The organism is Devosia chinhatensis (assembly GCF_000969445.1).
Classification (GTDB): Bacteria; Pseudomonadota; Alphaproteobacteria; order Rhizobiales; family Devosiaceae; genus Devosia; species Devosia chinhatensis.
On sequence record NZ_JZEY01000061.1, the window covers coordinates 822,841 to 839,055 of the forward strand.

A 16,215-nucleotide genomic window follows, 5' to 3' on the forward strand; every position below is an offset into this window, starting at 1 on the left:
GCCCTCCACTGCTTTAATGGCCCATGCGAAAGCTTCGCATGGGCGGAGGGTTCCATGCCAGAGCCAAATGCCGTCGCCTCATGTCGCCGTGGAGATCACGCCCGCTTCCCAGCCCAGAATGGCGCGCTTGCGCGGCACGCCCCAGTGATAGCCCGTCAACGCCCCGGACGCGCCCACGACGCGGTGGCAGGGAACGACGAAGCTGATCGGGTTCTTGCCCACCGCGGCCCCCACGGCGCGCGAGGCCGAGGGTCGTCCGATATGGCGGGCCACGCTGGCATAGGTGGTGGCCCGGCCCACCGGGATCTTGAGCAGCGTTTCCCAGACCTTGACCTCGAAATCGGTGCCGATCAGAACCACCCGCACCGGCCTTTCGGCCGACCATCGCGCCGGATCGAAGATCGGCTGGACAAGGGGGGCGATGCGGGCATCGTCGCGACTGAAGCGTGCCTGCGGCCAGCGATTGGCAAGGTCCGCCAGTGCCGCCTCGACGCTGGTCTCGGCATCGGCAAAACCCAGCCCCGAAATACCATATTCGGTTGCCGTCGCCACGGCGGTGCCGAACGGCGAGGGCGCCACCCCCCAGACCATGTCCATGCCGGCCCCGCCGGCGCGAAAGGCGCCCGGGGGCATGGCCTCATAGGTGACGAACAGGTCGTGCAGCCGCGATGTCGAGGACAGGCCCACCTCATAGGTCGCCTCGAGCACGCTGGCCTGGTCACGCAAAAGGCTCTTGGCGTGATCGAGCGCCACGGCCTGGGAGAAGCTTTTGGGCGACAGACCGCACCAGCGCCGGAAGAGATCGGTCAATTGCCGCTCGCTGAGGCCCATGGCCCGCGCGAAGGCGGCAAGGTCGGTATGGTCCGGTCCGGTCTCGCTGAGATAGCGGATGGCGGCGCGGACAATGTCGTAATCGCTTTCGGGCGCGAGCATGGGACGCTGGTTCATGTCCGGATCTTCCCTTCTCTTGATCGCGCTCTTCTTAGCCCGGCAAGGCGGGCGCGGACGACCCGGATTTGACGCCGATCAGGCGCTGCGGCGCGCCTTGCGCAAGGCGGCGCCGAAGGCACGCGCGAAACTGGATTTGTCATCCCGGGACAGGAAGCTGCCCAATTCGATCTCGCCGGTCTCGTGGCGCAGGAAAATTCCGGTCGTGCGTTCGAAGCCATCCCGGCTGAGCCGCAGCCGCACTGTTGCGGGTTCGAAGCGCTGGAGCACCTTGTCCTTGCCCGGCAATGCTGCGGTGATTTCGAGCTGGTCGGTCCAGAGCGTCACCTGCTGGAACTGGCTGCCGCGGCGGCGCTGGCGCAGGCCGAAGGCTACGAGCCCGCCGCCTGCCATGCCATAGGCCGCCAGGCCCGGCACGACGAATTCGGGCATAGCCACAAGGAGGGGTGCGCCCAGCAAGCCCGCCACGACGAGCCCGATCCAGCCGCCGGCCGCGCGAAGCGATCGGTCGGGCCGCAGCGTGGCCGCAAACAATGGTGTGGTCTTGGTGGCTTGCATCACGGACTCTCTTGGTCGAAATACTGGCAGAGAATCGAGAGCGAGAGAATGGTGCCGCCAAAAAAAGTGAAGGCTCTCAGCCGGGCAGACGCGGAGGCGATCTTTTCCCGCTTTCACGAGATCGAGCCCGAGCCCCGGGGCGAGCTCGACTACGTCAATGCCTTCACCCTTCTGGTGGCCGTCGTGCTCTCGGCACAGGCCACCGATGCCGGGGTCAACAAGGCGACCAAAAAGCTCTTTGCGCTGGCGCCTTCGCCCGCCGCCATGGTGGCTTTGGGCGTCGAGGGCATCGAGGACCATATCAAGACCATCGGCCTGTTTCGCGGCAAGGCCCGCAACGTCTTCGCGCTCAGCCAGATCCTGATCGACCAGCATGGTGGCGAGGTGCCCGAGGCGCGTGACGCCCTCGAAGCCCTGCCCGGCGTGGGCCGCAAGACCGCCAATGTGGTGCTCAATATCTGGTTCAAGCAGCCCACCATCGCGGTCGATACCCATCTCTTCCGCGTCGGCAATCGCACCGGCCTTGCCCCCGGCAAGACCCCGCTGGAGGTGGAAAAGGCGCTGCACAAGAAGGTGCCGGCCCGCTTCATGCTGCACGCGCATCACTGGCTGATCCTGCATGGGCGCTATATCTGCAAGGCCCGCAAGCCCGAATGCTGGCGCTGTCCGATCGCGCAATGGTGCCGGTTCGAACCCAAGACGCCCCCGCCCAACACCCTTTTGCCCAAGCACGTCTAGACGATCGCTCCGCCGCGCAGACCCTGCTCCCGGCGGGTGGCAATCCTCGATGTTGACATCGATCACATAGCGATTGCACAAGTAAGCAATGTCTACATCACCTCAGAACGCGCCCTATCATCATGGCAATCTGCGCCAGGCCCTGCTGGAAACTGCGCTGATCCTGCTCGAAAAGCAGGGTGAGGCCGGGCTTGGCCTCCGCGATCTGGCCCGCGCGATCGGCGTGTCCCCTGCCGCGCCCTATCGTCACTTCGACAGCCGAGCCGCCCTGCTCGAAGCTCTGGCCGTCACCGGCTTCACCCGATTGACCGCGCGCATGCAGGCGGTCATGGCCGGTCGGCCCGAGGATCCGCTTGCCGCCACGGGCAAGACCTACGTGGTTTTTGCCCTCCACAATCCCAATCTCTTCCGGCTCATGTTCTCGCCCCAGCTGAAAAAGGAGGCGCGCCCCGGCCTGCGCATCGCCGCCGACACGGCGTTCGACGCCCTGCGCCAGGCCATTGATGGCGTGGGCTCTCGGCAGCGCATCCGGGCGCTGGCGGCCTGGGCCAAGGTCCATGGGCTTGCCGTGCTCTTGCTCGACGGGCAGATCGCCATCCAGGCAGGCGAGGACAGCGAGGCCCTGGTGGCCGAGATCATCGGCTCGCTCTAGCCCCCCGAAATGATTGCCCGGCCTGTCGTCTTGCTCTAAACCGGCCACGCCCCTTCCATCAGTGCCGGACCTGCCCGCCATGACCCAGACCCGCTTCGACGTGTTGACCATCGGCAATGCCATCGTCGACATCATCGCTCCGGTCGAACCCGGTTTCATCGAGCGCGAAGGCATGCAGGAAGGCATCATGCACCTGATCGACAGCACCCGGGCTGAAGATCTCTATGGCAAGATGCCCCTGTCCCGCCAGCAGGTGTCGGGTGGCTCGGCCGGCAACACGGCAGCCGGCGTGGCCTCCCTGGGCGGCCGCGCGGCCTTTATCGGCAAGGTGGCCGATGATCCGCTCGGCGATGTCTTCGAAACCGATCTGGCCGAGATCGGCGTCCATTATGCCACGTCCCGCCTCAAGAATGGCGCGCTGACCGCACGGTCGATGATTTTCGTCTCTCCCGATGGCGAGCGGACGATGAATACCTATCTCGGTGCCTGCCACGAACTGAACGAGCGCGATATCAAGCCCGACGAGATCGGCGCCGCCGCCATCACCTATATGGAAGGCTTTCTCTGGGACCCGGTGGAAGCCAAGAAGGCCTTTGTTCTCGCCGCCCATTATGCCCACAAGCATGAGCGTGCCGCCGCCTTCACGCTTTCCGATCCGTTCTGCGTCGATCGCTATCGCGCCGAATTCCTCGACCTGATCCGCTCCAAGACCATCGATTATGTCTTTGCCAATGTGCACGAGCTGAAATCGCTCTACCAGACCGACGATCTGGGCGAAGCGGTGCGCGAAATTGCCAAGGACGCCGAGATCGCCGCGATCACCATGGGCGCCGATGGCGCCATGGCCGTGTGCAATGGCGAGGTCATTTCCGTCCCCGCCTTCCCTGTCGACAAGGTTGTGGACGCCACCGGCGCCGGCGACCTCTTCGCCTCCGGTTTCCTCCTCGGCCTCGCCCGCGGCCAGAACATGGAGACTGCCCTCAAGACCGGATGTCTGGCCGCTTCCGAGGTGATCAGCCATATCGGCGCCCGGCCGCTGGTCGATCTGGCCCAATTATCCCAGCGGCACGGATTGGCCGGGTAAGGCGCGCGAGGGTCCGGCCGGCCTCGCCTTCCCTAAAACCTCAGGCGAAACTCACCCGCTTGCCGTCCATCTCCGCCAGAATGGCGCGCGCAGCCGCTGCCGGGTCGGCTGCCTCGATGATCGGCCGGGCCACCACCAGGTGAGAGGCGCCTGCGGCCAAGGCCTCGGCCGGGCCCATCACCCTTTTCTGGTCGCCCTTTTCAGCGCCGGCCGGCCGGATGCCGGGCGTGACGACGGCCATGCCCGGCCCCACGATCGCGCGCACCATTTCGGCCTCGTGCGGGGAGGCGACCACGCCGCCAATCCCCGCATCACGCGCCTGCTGCGCCCGCAAGGCCACAAGTCCCGCCGCATCCCGCTCATAGCCGGCCTGCCTCACATCCTCATCGTCCATCGAGGTGAGAACCGTCACGCCCAGCACGCAGAGGCCCGAGCCGGTGGCGGCCTTGGCGGCGGCTCGCATGGTCTTGGGATAGGCATGGACGGTGAGCATGGTCGCGCCAGTCTCGGCGATCGCCGCCACGCCCTTTTCGACCGTGTTGTCGATGTCGAGCAGCTTGAGGTCGAAGAACACTTTCTTGCCCGCCGCCAGCAGCGCCTTGCCCAGCCCATAGCCGTCCGCGCCATAGAAGCACTGATAGCCGATCTTGTAGAAATCCACCGCATCGCCCAACAACGAGACGATCTCCTCGGCGCGCGCGCGCGTCGAAACGTCGAGCCCCACGATCAGCTGGCCAGCCATTCTTGTCTCCTGCGATGTCCTGTATTCCGCTTCGCCTAGACCATATTGCCGGGCGCGGCAAGCGCCATCAGTCGAACCAGTCCGGCCCGATCTCCTCGAAGGGCGTCCAGTCGATAAGCAACGCCGGCGTCGTGAAATCGAAGAGAAAGCCGTTGCCGCCACCCAGCCCGCCCTTGCGGCTCTGGTCTTCGGCGCGGGAAATCGGCAAGCCTGCCACATGGCATTTGAGCAGCGTGCCCACCGCGCCATGGCCGCAGAACACGACGCGCGCATCCGCCGGGACCGAGGCCAGCGCCATGCGCACGCTGGCAACGATCCGGGCCTGGGCCGCGCGGGCTTTTTCCCAGCCATTGACGCTCTGGTCCGGCGCGGCGAAGAACCGGTCGGCATGGTCCTCGAACAGGGCCGGCGGCAGAAAGCCGGTGGCGCTGCGGTCGTTCTCGCCCATGTCGTGGTCGGTCAGCACCGGCGTGCCGCTGCGCCCGGCAATCCGCTCCGCCAGCTCCAGCGCCTTGGTCTCGCGGCTCGAAAACACCACCGCGCCGACCAGCCCCGGGCTGCGCGCCACGAAAGCATCGGCCCGGGCCTTTCCGATATCGGACAAACCCCAGAGCGGCACCGGAATGGCCGGGTCCATGCGCACCTGCGGATGGCTGAGATAGAGTGCGCGCACCTTATCCCCGGCTGATCCGGACAAGGTCTGTCACCAATGTCTCGATTTTACGGTTGATCGCCGGCTCGACCGGATCGCCCTTTTCGTCGAAGGCGGCATCTGCCGGACCGATGCCGAGCAGGCCCGGGGCCACAAGCCCGCCCATCTTGCCCAGGCTGTCCTGCAGGTGGCTCAGCGCCCAGATCGTCCCATATTTGCCCGAGCTCACCCCGCCTATGCCGAACACGGCGTTTCGGAACGGGCTCGGTTTCTGCCGGCTGAGCCAGGTGATGACATTAACCAGCAGCGGTGGCAGCCCGCCATTATATTCGGGAGTCGCGATGAAGATGATGTCCGCGTCACGCCACTTCTGGGCCAGTGCTCCCGCTGCCTCGGGCACCTGGTCGGGCTCGAGGTCTTCGTTGAAGACCGGCATGGGAAAATCGCCCAGATCGAGATCGCTGACCTCCACCCCCGCTGCCCGCAATCTGCGGCCCATCAGCATTTGCAGCCTGCGATTTTGCGACCCGGCGCGGATGGACCCCGACAGGGTCAGTGCCTTTTTCATTTTGCCTCCAGCAACAGCCTTGTCGAAAGTGACAAGTGTCGCTCGTCTAGGCAAGAGCGTTGACGGCGCCGCCAATTGGGGTCGTCATGCAGCAGCGCCTTCACCTAGGGAAACCACCATGTCCAAGATGATCTTCGTCAATGTCCCCGTGCGGGATCTCGCCGCCTCGATGGCCTATTACAAGGCCCTCGGCTTCAGCCACAATCCCGACTTTACCGACGAGACGGCCGCCTGCATCGTCATCAGCGAGACCATTTTCCTCATGGTGCTGACCCACGACAAGTTCAGGCAATTCTCGTCCCGGCCCATCCCCGACCCCATGGAACAGACCCAGGCGCTCTATGCCCTGTCCTGCGACAGCCGGGAGGACGTCGATGCCATCGCAACGGCCGCTCTTGGCGCTGGCGGCAGCGAATATCGTCCGGCCCAGGACATGGGCTTCATGTATTCGCGCGCCATTGCGGACGTTGATGGCCATGTCTGGGAATATGTCTGGATGGACATGAACGGCATGTCCTGAGAACCGTACCGAAGGGCAAATCGCGCCACTGGCGCGATTTCAACTGCGCCTTAGGCCTCGAACATCTTCTTGAGCTTGTCGAAGAAGCCGCCCGAATTGGGGCTGGTTTCCTCGGTTTCGAGCCGGGCGAATTCCTCGAGCAATTCACGCTGCCGCTTGGAAAGGTTCTGCGGCGTCTCGATATCGAGCTGCACGTAGAGGTCGCCCACGTCCTTGCTGCGCAGGACCGGCATGCCCTTGCCCTTGAGCCGCACCCGCTGGCCCGGCTGCGTACCCACCGGCACCTTCACCTTGGCGCGGGCATTGTCGAGCGTGGGCACTTCGAATTCTCCGCCCAGGGCCGCCGTCGTCATGGCAATGGGCACACGCGCATAAAGATCGGCGCCGTCACGCTGGAACAATTGGTGCGGCCGGATCGAGACGAAAATATAGAGATCGCCCGGCGGACCGCCCCTGATGCCGGCCTCGCCCTCATTGGCCAGCCGAATGCGGGTGCCGTCCTCGATCCCCATGGGAATATCCACCGAGAGCTTGCGGTTCTGCTGCCGGCGTCCCTGGCCGCCGCAATCGGTACAGGGCTGGTCCATCATCTGGCCCCGCCCCTGGCAGACCGGACAGGTCCGCTCGATGGTGAAGAAGCCCTGCGCCGCGCGCACCTTGCCGTGGCCATTGCATTGCCGGCAGGTATGGGTGCCGGTGCCGGGCTTGGCGCCCGAGCCGTCGCAGGTCTCGCAGCTGGCAAGGCTGGGCACGTCGATTTCCACCGTGCTGCCTTCAAAGCTCTCCTCGAGATCGATCTCGAGATTATAGCGCAGGTCCGAGCCGCGCATACGCGCCGCGCCACCCGCATTGCCGCCGCGGCGTCCGCCCCCGCCCATGAAGTCGCCGAAGATGTCTTCGAAAATATCGGACATGGACGAGGAGAATTCCGGCCCGAAGCCATGCCCGCCGCGACCGCCGCCATTCTCGAAGGCGGCGTGGCCGAAACGGTCATAGGCGGCCCGCTTCTGGCCGTCCTTGAGCGTGTCATAGGCCTCGTTGATTTCCTTGAACTTGGCTTCCGCTTCGGCATTGCCCGGATTGCGATCGGGGTGAAACTGCATGGCGAGCTTGCGATAGGCGCTCTTGAGGGCGGCATCGTCGGCGCCCTTCTGGCAGCCGAGCACCTCGTAGAAATCGCGTTTGGACAAGGTCAAATCTCTCTTCGGTCGCGCCACCCTCGGCGTCGCGTCGGAACAAACAAAAGCCGGCCGAACCGGCATTGCCCCGCATATGGGCAGGCGCGGGGGTATTAGCAAGGGGAGAGGTCGGGATCAACCAGAACAGGATTCACGTGAAACTTCGAGCCGTCCCGCAGGGCAAATCTCTCCAGTGGAGAGATTTGAGGCGAGAAGGCCATGAGAGCTATGCTCGAATGGCAGAGCCGGCCGCTACGCAGCGAAATCTCTCCAGTGGAGAGATTTCAGGGGCGAAGGCCGTGAGAGCTACGCTTGAATGGCGGGATAGTCCCGCAGGGCAGATCTCTCCAGTGGAGCGCTTAAAGGGCGAAGGCCATGAGACTGCGCGGCGTCACCGAAGGTCAAGCAACGCCAGTGGCGCTGAGCAAGCCAAAGCAGGCCACAAAAGCTACGCCTGAGTGGCCGCTCGACTGGCAGCAACGCCCCGCAAATGCCGGCCTCCCCCTGCTTCGCACCTGCCCCGGCAATCCCCAACAAAAAAGCCCCGGCGTTTCCACCGGGGCTTTCATCTGTTTCAGACAAAAGGCTTACTTCTTGTCGTCGTCCTTGACCTCTTCGAAGTCGGCATCGACGACATCGTCGTCTTCTTCGTCGCGCGTGCCATTGGCCTTGGCCTCGGCTTCATCCTGGCTGGCCTTGTACATCGCCTCGCCCAGCTTCATCGACACTTCGGCCAGCTTGGCGGTCTTTTCCTTGATCGCCTCGGCATCGTCTCCTTCCAGCACCGACTTGAGGTCGGCGATGGCGGCCTCGATGGCGCCCTTGTCCTCGGCCGAAACCTTGTCGCCATAATCGGCGACCGACTTTTCGGTCGAGTGGATCAGGCTTTCGGCCTGGTTACGGGCTTCTACTGCCTCGCGCTTGCGCTTGTCGGCTTCGGCATTGGCTTCGGCGTCCTTGACCATCTTCTCGATGTCGGCGTCCGAAAGACCGCCCGAGGCCTGGATGCGGATCTGCTGCTCCTTGCCGGTGCCCTTGTCCTTGGCCGACACGTTCACGATGCCGTTGGCGTCGATGTCGAAGGTCACCTCGATCTGCGGCACGCCGCGCGGCGCGGGGGGGATGCCGGCCAAGTCGAAATTACCGAGCAGCTTGTTGTCCGCCGCCATTTCGCGCTCACCCTGGAACACCCGGATGGTCACGGCGCTCTGGTTGTCCTCGGCGGTCGAGAAGGTCTGGCTCTTCTTGGTCGGGATCGTGGTGTTGCGATCAATGAGGCGCGTGAACACGCCACCGAGCGTTTCGATGCCGAGCGACAGCGGGGTCACGTCGAGCAGCAGCACGTCCTTGACGTCGCCCTGCAGCACGCCGCCCTGGATGGCAGCGCCCAGCGCCACCACTTCGTCCGGATTCACGCCCTTGTGGGGTTCCTTGCCGAACAGCTGCTTGACCGCTTCCTGCACCTTGGGCATGCGGCTCATGCCGCCGACCAGCACGACTTCGTCGATCTGGCTGGCCGACACGCCGGCATCCTTCATGGCCTGCTTGCAGGGCTCGATGGTGCGGGTGATGAGGTCATCGACCAGCGATTCGAGCTTGGAACGGCTGAGCTTCAGCGTCAGGTGCTTGGGACCCGAAGCGTCGGCAGTGATGAAGGGCAGGTTGATTTCGGTCTGGGTCGAGCTCGAGAGTTCGATCTTGGCCTTTTCCGCGGCTTCCTTGAGACGCTGCAGGGCCAGCTTGTCGCCGCGCAGGTCGATGCCCTGTTCCTTCTTGAACTCGTCGGCGAGGTAATCGACGAGGCGCATGTCGAAGTCTTCGCCGCCCAGGAACGTGTCGCCATTGGTCGACTTCACTTCGAAGACGCCGTCGCCGATCTCGAGGATCGACACGTCGAAGGTACCGCCGCCAAGGTCATAGACCGCGATGGTGCCGCTGTTCTTCTTGTCGAGGCCATAGGCCAAGGCTGCCGCAGTCGGCTCGTTGATGATGCGCAGCACTTCAAGACCCGCAATCTTGCCGGCATCCTTGGTCGCCTGGCGCTGCGAATCGTTGAAATAGGCCGGCACGGTGATCACGGCCTGCGTGACGGTCTCGCCGAGATAGCTTTCGGCGGTTTCCTTCATCTTCTGCAGGATCATGGCCGACACCTGGCTGGGCGAGAACTTGTCGCCCGAGGCTTCGACCCACGCATCGCCATTGTCCGCGGACACGATCTTGAAGGGCACGAGACCCTTGTCCTTGGCCACGACCTTGTCGTCATAACGGCGGCCGATCAGGCGCTTGACGGCAAACAGGGTGCCTTCGGGATTGGTCACGGCCTGCCGCTTGGCGGGCTGGCCCACCAGGCGCTCGCCGTCCTTGGAGAAGGCGACCATGGAAGGCGTGGTGCGTGCGCCTTCCGCATTTTCGATGACTTTGGGATTGCTGCCGTCCATCACGGCCACGCAGCTATTGGTCGTACCGAGGTCGATACCGATAACTTTTGCCATTTAACTAGCCTCTCTTTCAGCGAACCCGCGGCGAAGCCCTGGAAAGCAGCTTCGTGCCCCTCTCGGGTCGGGTCCCTCGTAGGTTTGGAAATCGCCCGTTGCCGGGCCTCGGGGCGTATATAGGGGGGTGCGGGAAGGGCTTCAAGCGCGTCGGCGAGGAGATTTTCCGGTGCCGCGAGAGGAAATGCCGCCCGGCGCACCGGGCGGCTCGGGATCAGTCGTTGATCGTGTAGCTGCTCAGCGTACAGATATCGATGCTCGGCTCGATCAGCTCGGCGCCATTATCCATGACGAACTTGAAGTCATAAAGACACTGGTCCGAACCATCGCCGATCGTGGCGGTGGCCTCGTGGCCGGCAGACAGCACGCCGGTATCGCCCAGGAGGTCCTCGCCCCAGCTGTTTTCACTGCTGGGCGTGGTGTAGAAATAATGCAGGTCATAGGAGCTGTTGTTGATGACCGTGAATTCCACGGTCTGTGCCGCGGCGGGCAGGATGCCGGCCACGAGCACAAGGGCGGCCAGGCCACCCGCAAGGATCGTTTTCATGATGATTACCCTCAAGCCGGTGCACGCGCACCAGCGCCTCATATCTGCCATTTGCCGCGAACGCCGCCAACTGGATTTTCGCATCATCGTTGATGGCGCGATGCGCCTGACCTTTTGCGGTGATCAGCAGCCCATCCGTGCTCCCGAATCACCTCTTTCCAACCCTGCCCGCAGCGCCTAGAAGCACGCTATGCGCGCGCCCGGCACCGTTCTCCTGCACGACAATCTCGACCCCTCCGGGCAGAGCCTGCTCTTTGCCGAGCCGCGGGAAATCCTTGTCGCGTACGATGCCGCTGCGGCCCGCGCCGCGCTCGCGCGGCTCGCCGAAGCCGGCGCCGAGGGGTTCTGGGCCGCCGGCTATTTTGCCTATGAGCTCGGCTTTCTCTTCGAAGAGCGCTTGAGCCCACTGCTGCCGGTGCAAAGCGACACCCCCCTTCTCTGGTTCGGGCTTTACGACGCGCCAAGGCGCCCTGACGCCGCCGCCATCGATGCGCTCTTGGCCGAGGCCGGGCCTGCCACGCTCCACGATCTTAGCCCCCGCCTCGACCGCGATGCCTATGCTGGGGCTTTTGCCGATGTGCAGGCGCTCATTGCCTCCGGAGACACCTATCAGGTCAATCTGACCATGAAGGCCGATTTCCGTCTCGAGGGCGATCCGCTGGGGCTCTACCGCATCCTCGCGCAAAGCCAGAAAACCGCCTATGGCGCCTATATCGATGCCGGCGATCACCGCGTTCTCTCCCGCTCGCCCGAACTCTTCGTCTCGGGCACCGGCCCGGTTCTGCGCGCCCGGCCCATGAAGGGCACGCGCCGGCGCGGCCTCACCCTTGCCGATGACGAGGCCGGCCGGGCCGCGCTTGCCGCCGACGAGAAGAACCGCGCCGAAAACCTGATGATCGTCGATCTGCTGCGCAACGATCTCGGCCGCATCGCCGAAATCGGCTCCGTGCGCGTCACCGATCTCTTTACCGTCGAGACCTATCGCAGCCTTCACACCATGACCTCGGGTATCGAGGCGCGGCGTCGCCCCGGCATCGGCATTCTCGACGTGCTCGACAATCTCTTTCCCTGCGGCTCCATCACCGGCGCGCCCAAGCTGCGCGCCATGGAGATCATCGCCGCGGTCGAAGCCGGCCCGCGCGGCCTTTACACCGGCTCCATCGGCTATATCGCCCCCAACGGCGATTTCAGCTTCAACGTCGCCATCCGCACCGCCATCATCGACAGCGCCGGGCGCGGCGAGATCGGCATGGGTGGCGGCATCGTCGCCGATTCCACCGCCGATGCCGAATATGACGAGGCCCTGCTCAAATTGCGCTTCCTCTCCGATCCCGCCCCGCCGGTCACCCTGATCGAGACGCTGAAATGGACCCCCGAGGGCGGCTACTGGCTCCTCGAGCGCCATCTCGACCGGCTCCTGGCCTCCTCTGCCTATTTCGACCTGGCAACGACCCGCGCGGCAATTAAGACCCATCTGGCCGATGCTGCTCGTGACTGGACCGGCCCCATGCGGGTGCGCCTCACTTTGGGCGAGTCCGGCCTGGAGCACACGGCGACGCCTCTGCCGCCCAGCCCGGAAAAGTTCCGCTTCGCCATCGCGCCCGACCCGCTCGATTCCGGCTCGCTCTGGCTTGCCCACAAGACCACCAACCGCGCCTTCTACGACCAGCCGCGCCAGCGCGCCCATGACCTTTACGGTCTCGACGAAGTCGTGTTCTGTAACGAGCGCGGTGAGGTGACCGAGGGCAGCTTCACCACGCTCTTCATCGGCAGCGCTGGCCGGCTTCTCACCCCGCCGCTCGCCGCCGGCCTCCTGCCGGGCACGCTCCGGGCCGAGCTCATCGCCAGTGGCGAGGCCCTGGAAAGCCGCCTCACCCTTGCCGACCTCGCCCAAGCCGAGGCAATCTGGCTGGGCAATTCCGTACGCGGCCTCGTTCGGGCCGAATGGGTAAGGACAGACCATGATCGAGATCCGGCCTGACGACGTGCTTCTTGTCGTCGACGTGCAATATGATTTCCTGCCCGGCGGCAATCTCGCCGTGGCCGGCGGCGACGAGATCGTGCCGCTGATCAACCAGCTGGCGCGGCGCTTCACCCATGTGGTGCTGACCCAGGACTGGCATCCCTCCGATCACGTCTCGTTTGCCAGCCAGCATCCCGGCAAAGCCCCCTTCGACACCATCGACCTCGATTACGGCACCCAGGTCCTCTGGCCCGACCATTGCGTGTGGAACAGTCATGGCGCCGAAATCTCTGCCGATCTCGACATCCCCCATGCCCAGCTCGTCATCCGCAAGGGCTATAATCGCGCCATCGATTCCTATTCCGGTTTCCAGGAAGCCGACCGGCAGACGCTGACCGGGCTTGCCGGCTATCTGGGCGAGCGCGATCTCGGCCGGATTTTCGTCGTGGGCCTCGCCACCGATTTCTGCGTCGCCTGGACGGCCCTGGACGGCGCCGCCGGCGGCTTCGACGTCACGGTGATCGAGGATGCGACCCGCGCCATCGATTCCGACGGCTCGCTGGCCCGGGCCTGGGCCGATATGGAAGAGGCTGGCATAGAGCGCATCCAGAGCCGGGAAATATTGGGCTAGCTCGCGTGCCGCAGGCTAAATCGCTCCATTGGAACGATTTTTAGCGAGAAACGCCATGAGAGCTATGCTCGAATGGCGGGGCAATAGAAAAGGGCGCCTGCCGGCGCCCCTTCAAACCCGTTGCTAGGCGCTCACGCGCTCTTGTCGACGCCGTCGTCACCGGCCTCGGGAGCCGGCGCAGCGCTGGCGCTGCCGCCCTTGGCGACGCCCACCATGGCCGGGCGCAGCACGCGCTCGCCGATGGCAAAGCCTTCCTGCACCACCTGCACCACCGTGCCCTCGGGAACCTCGGGGTTCGGCACTTCGAACATGGCCTGGTGCTTGTGCGGATCGAATTTCTGCCCGGCTGCCTCGATGCGCTTGACGCCATGCTTGGCGAGCAGGCGCTGGGTTTCCCGTTCGGCCAGCTCGATGCCCTCGATCAGGCTCTTGAGCGTGCCTTCGGCGGTCTCGCGCGTTTCCGCAGGAATGACCACCAGCGCCCGGCTCAGTGCGTCCGTGGCGCTCAGCATGTCGCGGGCAAAGCCGGCAATCGCATAGGAGCGCGTATCGCTGACGTCCCGCTCGGTGCGCTTGCGCAGGTTTTCCATCTCCGCGACCGTGCGCAGCAGCTTGTCCTTGAGCTCGGCATTTTCGGCCGCAAGGGCCTCGACCGGATCGACCTCTGGCGTTTCGGTGACCGGCACTTCGATTTCCGGCATGTCGCCCTGGGCGGCGTTTTCGTCGCTCATGTCGTCTTCTTCCGTGAAAGGTGAACTCTGTTGCCTGCCATATCGGCCAAGGCGGGGCTCAATTCAAGCGTATCGCCGCGCGGAATGCAAAATTGCTCTCGGCACCAGGGTCATGCAAGCATCATCTGGTCACGCATAAGGCCGTCAGCGCTTGCGCGCCATCATCGCCGAGATGACGTTGGCGGTGTAGTCGACCACCGGCACGATGCGCGCGTAATTGAGCCGGGTCGGCCCGATCACCCCCAATACGCCCACGATCCGGTCATTGGCGTCCTTGTAGGGGCTGAGGATGACCGATGAGCCCGAAAGCGAGAACAGCTTGTTTTCCGAGCCGATGAAGATGCGCACGCCCTGCGCCCGCTCGGCATCGCCCAGCAGGTCGAGGAGCCCGTCCTTGCTTTCCAGCGCGTCGAACAATTGACGCATGCGCATCAGCTCGTCGCTGGCCATGGCGTCGTTGATGAGGTTGGCTCGTCCCCGTACGATGACGGTGGGCGCGCCATTGCCCTTCGGATCGGTGAGCGTGGCGATGCCGGCATCCACCAGGCGCTGTGTCAGCTCGTCCAGTTCGGCGCGCTGCTCGGCCCGGCGGTCGTTGAGCGCCTTGCGCGCTTCCGAAAGCGTCCGCCCCACCACGTAATGGGCCAGGTAATTGCCGGCCTGGCTGAGGGCGCTGGCAGTCAGGCCCGGGGGCAGGTCGAGAATGCGGTTTTCCACCTGCCCGTCCTCGCCAACCAGGATCGCCATGGCCCTGGCGGCATCGAGCCGCACGAATTCGATATGCTTGAGCACCATGTCGGCCTTGGCCGCGATGACCACCCCGGCGCCCTGGCTGAGGCCGGACAGCAGCGAAGATGCCTCGGTCAGGAAATCCTCGACCTTGCCCTGGCCGGCGCTGCCCTCGATATGGCGGGAAATCTGGCTGCGCTCGCTTTCGTCCACCGCGCCCACTTCGAGCATGGCGTCGACGAAAAAGCGCAGGCCCTGCTGGGTCGGCGCGCGTCCTGCCGAAGTATGGGGCGCCGCGATCAGGCCCAGGTCCTCGAGGTCGGCCATGACATTGCGCACCGATGCGGGCGACAGCTCCACCTGCAGCAGCCGGCTGAGATCGCGCGATCCCACCGGCAGCCCGGTATCGAGATAGCGCTCCACCAGCCGCCGAAAGATGTCCTGGCTGCGGGAATTGAGCACCGAGAGAAAGTCTTCTGCAGGTCTGGTCATCTGGGTTTGACTAAAATCGTCCGCTTTAACCTTGGCCCTTCATTTAAGCCCTTCCTCCCCAGCCGCCAAGCGCCGGGCGCTTGTGGGCGGGTCCGATGAGGGTTAAGACGCGGTTAACGCCACCAGAGACTGGACCCGATATGCGCCCTTCCGGCCGTCAGCCCTCCGATATGCGGGCAGTGACCCTTGATCGAAACGTCGCCATGAAGGCCGAAGGCTCGTGCATCGTCGCCTACGGCAATACCAGGGTCCTGTGCACCGCCTCGGTCGAGACTTCGGTTCCCGGCTGGCTGCGCGGCAAGGGCAAGGGCTGGGTCACCGCCGAATATGGCATGCTGCCCCGCGCCACCGGCTCGCGCACCCGCCGCGAGGCGACTGCCGGCAAGCAGTCCGGCCGCACCCAGGAAATCCAGCGCCTGATCGGCCGGTCCCTGCGCGCCGTGGTCGATCTCGAGGCTCTGGGCGAAGTTCAGGTCACGCTCGACTGCGACGTGCTCGAAGCCGATGGCGGCACCCGCACCGCCTCGATCACCGGCGCCTATGTGGCTCTGGCAGATGCCATCAAATGGATGGAAGAGCGCAAGCTCACCAAGGGGCAGGTGCTGCGCGACAGCGTCGCCGCCGTCTCCTGCGGCATCTATCGCGGCACGCCCGTGCTCGATCTCGATTACCTCGAGGACGTCGAGGCCGAGACCGACGCCAATTTCGTCATGACCGGCTCGGGCAAGTTCGTGGAAATCCAGGGCACCGCCGAGGGCGCGCCCTTTTCGCGCGCGGAACTCGAAAGCCTTATGACCCTAGCCGAACAGGGCATCGGCGACCTGAGCGCCATGCAGAAGGCAGCTTTGGGCGCATGATGCTGTTCCGGAAAATGGCCCCCTCACCCGCCGGCTTCGCGGTCGACCTCTCCCCCCGGGGAGAGGCAAGTGGTGCACGACCCGCGCGGCAGCGCCACCTTCCCCTTCGGGCGAAAGGTCTGGCCGCAGGGCC

At 64.8% G+C, this 16,215-nt stretch carries 18 protein-coding genes; 8 read left to right on the forward strand and 10 right to left on the reverse strand.

Going from position 1 to position 16,215, the window contains the following annotated elements:
• Positions 1-78: 78 nt before the first annotated feature.
• Together VE26_RS14390 and VE26_RS14395 are read right to left on the reverse strand one after the other, a co-directional pair.
• The gene (locus tag VE26_RS14390) at positions 79-948 is read right to left on the reverse strand and encodes a methylated-DNA--[protein]-cysteine S-methyltransferase (protein WP_052715938.1); all 870 of its coding nucleotides are present in this window, start codon (positions 946-948) and stop codon (positions 79-81) included.
• A gap of 78 nt (positions 949-1,026) precedes the next feature.
• Positions 1,027-1,506, reverse strand: a complete 480-nt coding sequence (locus tag VE26_RS14395; protein WP_046105859.1) for a DUF2244 domain-containing protein — start codon at positions 1,504-1,506, stop codon at positions 1,027-1,029.
• 48 nt (positions 1,507-1,554) lie between these two features.
• On the opposite strand from VE26_RS14395, the gene nth reads away from it, so the two are divergent.
• The 3 genes from nth to VE26_RS14410 all read left to right on the forward strand — a co-directional run bounded on the left by nth (position 1,555) and on the right by VE26_RS14410 (position 3,980).
• Positions 1,555-2,244 carry an endonuclease III gene (gene nth, locus VE26_RS14400; protein ID WP_046105860.1) on the forward strand — a complete coding sequence of 230 codons (690 nt, stop codon included), beginning with the start codon at positions 1,555-1,557 and terminating at the stop codon, positions 2,242-2,244.
• 88 nt (positions 2,245-2,332) lie between these two features.
• The gene (locus VE26_RS14405; RefSeq protein WP_046105861.1) at positions 2,333-2,896 is read left to right on the forward strand and encodes a TetR/AcrR family transcriptional regulator; all 564 of its coding nucleotides are present in this window, start codon (positions 2,333-2,335) and stop codon (positions 2,894-2,896) included.
• Between the two features lie 79 nt (positions 2,897-2,975).
• Complete coding sequence (locus VE26_RS14410; protein WP_046105862.1) at positions 2,976-3,980, forward strand: adenosine kinase; 1,005 nt, start codon at positions 2,976-2,978, stop codon at positions 3,978-3,980.
• A 40-nt stretch (positions 3,981-4,020) separates the two neighbouring features.
• Here the strand turns inward: VE26_RS14410 and pyrF are convergent, their stop codons facing one another.
• The 3 genes from pyrF to VE26_RS14425 form a co-directional block, all read right to left on the reverse strand.
• Positions 4,021-4,722, reverse strand: coding sequence for an orotidine-5'-phosphate decarboxylase (pyrF, locus tag VE26_RS14415; RefSeq protein WP_046105863.1), 702 nt, complete (start codon positions 4,720-4,722; stop codon positions 4,021-4,023).
• A gap of 67 nt (positions 4,723-4,789) precedes the next feature.
• Complete coding sequence (locus VE26_RS14420) at positions 4,790-5,395, reverse strand: histidine phosphatase family protein (RefSeq protein ID WP_152658896.1); 606 nt, start codon at positions 5,393-5,395, stop codon at positions 4,790-4,792.
• 1 nt (position 5,396) lies between these two features.
• Positions 5,397-5,942: an NADPH-dependent FMN reductase gene (locus VE26_RS14425; protein ID WP_046105864.1), complete on the reverse strand. Its 546-nt coding sequence runs from the start codon at positions 5,940-5,942 to the stop codon at positions 5,397-5,399.
• Positions 5,943-6,060: 118 nt separating this feature from the next.
• Here VE26_RS14425 and VE26_RS14430 point away from each other — a divergent pair, with 118 nt between their 5' ends.
• Positions 6,061-6,462 carry a VOC family protein gene (locus VE26_RS14430; protein WP_046105865.1) on the forward strand — a complete coding sequence of 134 codons (402 nt, stop codon included), beginning with the start codon at positions 6,061-6,063 and terminating at the stop codon, positions 6,460-6,462.
• Positions 6,463-6,512: 50 nt separating this feature from the next.
• On the opposite strand, the gene dnaJ is transcribed toward VE26_RS14430, so the two are convergent.
• From dnaJ to VE26_RS14445, 3 genes are all read right to left on the reverse strand, one after another.
• Entirely contained in the window at positions 6,513-7,652 is a 1,140-nt protein-coding gene (gene dnaJ / locus VE26_RS14435; protein WP_046105866.1) for a molecular chaperone DnaJ, read from the reverse strand.
• 575 nt (positions 7,653-8,227) lie between these two features.
• Positions 8,228-10,132: a molecular chaperone DnaK gene (gene dnaK, locus VE26_RS14440; protein WP_046105867.1), complete on the reverse strand. Its 1,905-nt coding sequence runs from the start codon at positions 10,130-10,132 to the stop codon at positions 8,228-8,230.
• A gap of 214 nt (positions 10,133-10,346) precedes the next feature.
• Positions 10,347-10,679, reverse strand: coding sequence for a hypothetical protein (locus VE26_RS14445; protein ID WP_046105868.1), 333 nt, complete (start codon positions 10,677-10,679; stop codon positions 10,347-10,349).
• On the opposite strand from VE26_RS14445, the gene VE26_RS14450 reads away from it, so the two are divergent.
• The 3 genes from VE26_RS14450 to pncA are packed head-to-tail and all read left to right on the forward strand — an operon-like array spanning position 10,678 to position 13,273.
• Positions 10,678-10,860: a hypothetical protein gene (locus VE26_RS14450; RefSeq protein WP_152658860.1), complete on the forward strand. Its 183-nt coding sequence runs from the start codon at positions 10,678-10,680 to the stop codon at positions 10,858-10,860. The two genes, VE26_RS14445 and VE26_RS14450, sit on opposite strands and share 2 nt — an antisense overlap.
• Positions 10,861-10,869: 9 nt before the next feature.
• Entirely contained in the window at positions 10,870-12,660 is a 1,791-nt protein-coding gene (pabB, locus tag VE26_RS14455) for an aminodeoxychorismate synthase component I (RefSeq protein WP_046105870.1), read from the forward strand.
• Positions 12,641-13,273 carry a bifunctional nicotinamidase/pyrazinamidase gene (pncA, locus tag VE26_RS14460; protein WP_046105871.1) on the forward strand — a complete coding sequence of 211 codons (633 nt, stop codon included), beginning with the start codon at positions 12,641-12,643 and terminating at the stop codon, positions 13,271-13,273. The genes pabB and pncA overlap by 20 nt, the downstream gene beginning before the upstream one ends.
• Positions 13,274-13,404: 131 nt before the next feature.
• On the opposite strand, the gene grpE is transcribed toward pncA, so the two are convergent.
• Positions 13,405-14,004, reverse strand: a complete 600-nt coding sequence (gene grpE / locus VE26_RS14465; protein ID WP_046105872.1) for a nucleotide exchange factor GrpE — start codon at positions 14,002-14,004, stop codon at positions 13,405-13,407.
• 144 nt (positions 14,005-14,148) lie between these two features.
• A complete protein-coding gene (gene hrcA, locus VE26_RS14470) occupies positions 14,149-15,225 on the reverse strand; it encodes a heat-inducible transcriptional repressor HrcA (RefSeq protein ID WP_046105873.1) in 1,077 nt (358 codons plus the stop codon).
• A 140-nt stretch (positions 15,226-15,365) separates the two neighbouring features.
• Between hrcA and rph the strand changes: the two genes are divergently transcribed.
• Positions 15,366-16,082 carry a ribonuclease PH gene (gene rph / locus VE26_RS14475; RefSeq protein ID WP_046105874.1) on the forward strand — a complete coding sequence of 239 codons (717 nt, stop codon included), beginning with the start codon at positions 15,366-15,368 and terminating at the stop codon, positions 16,080-16,082.
• Positions 16,083-16,215 lie beyond the last annotated feature (133 nt).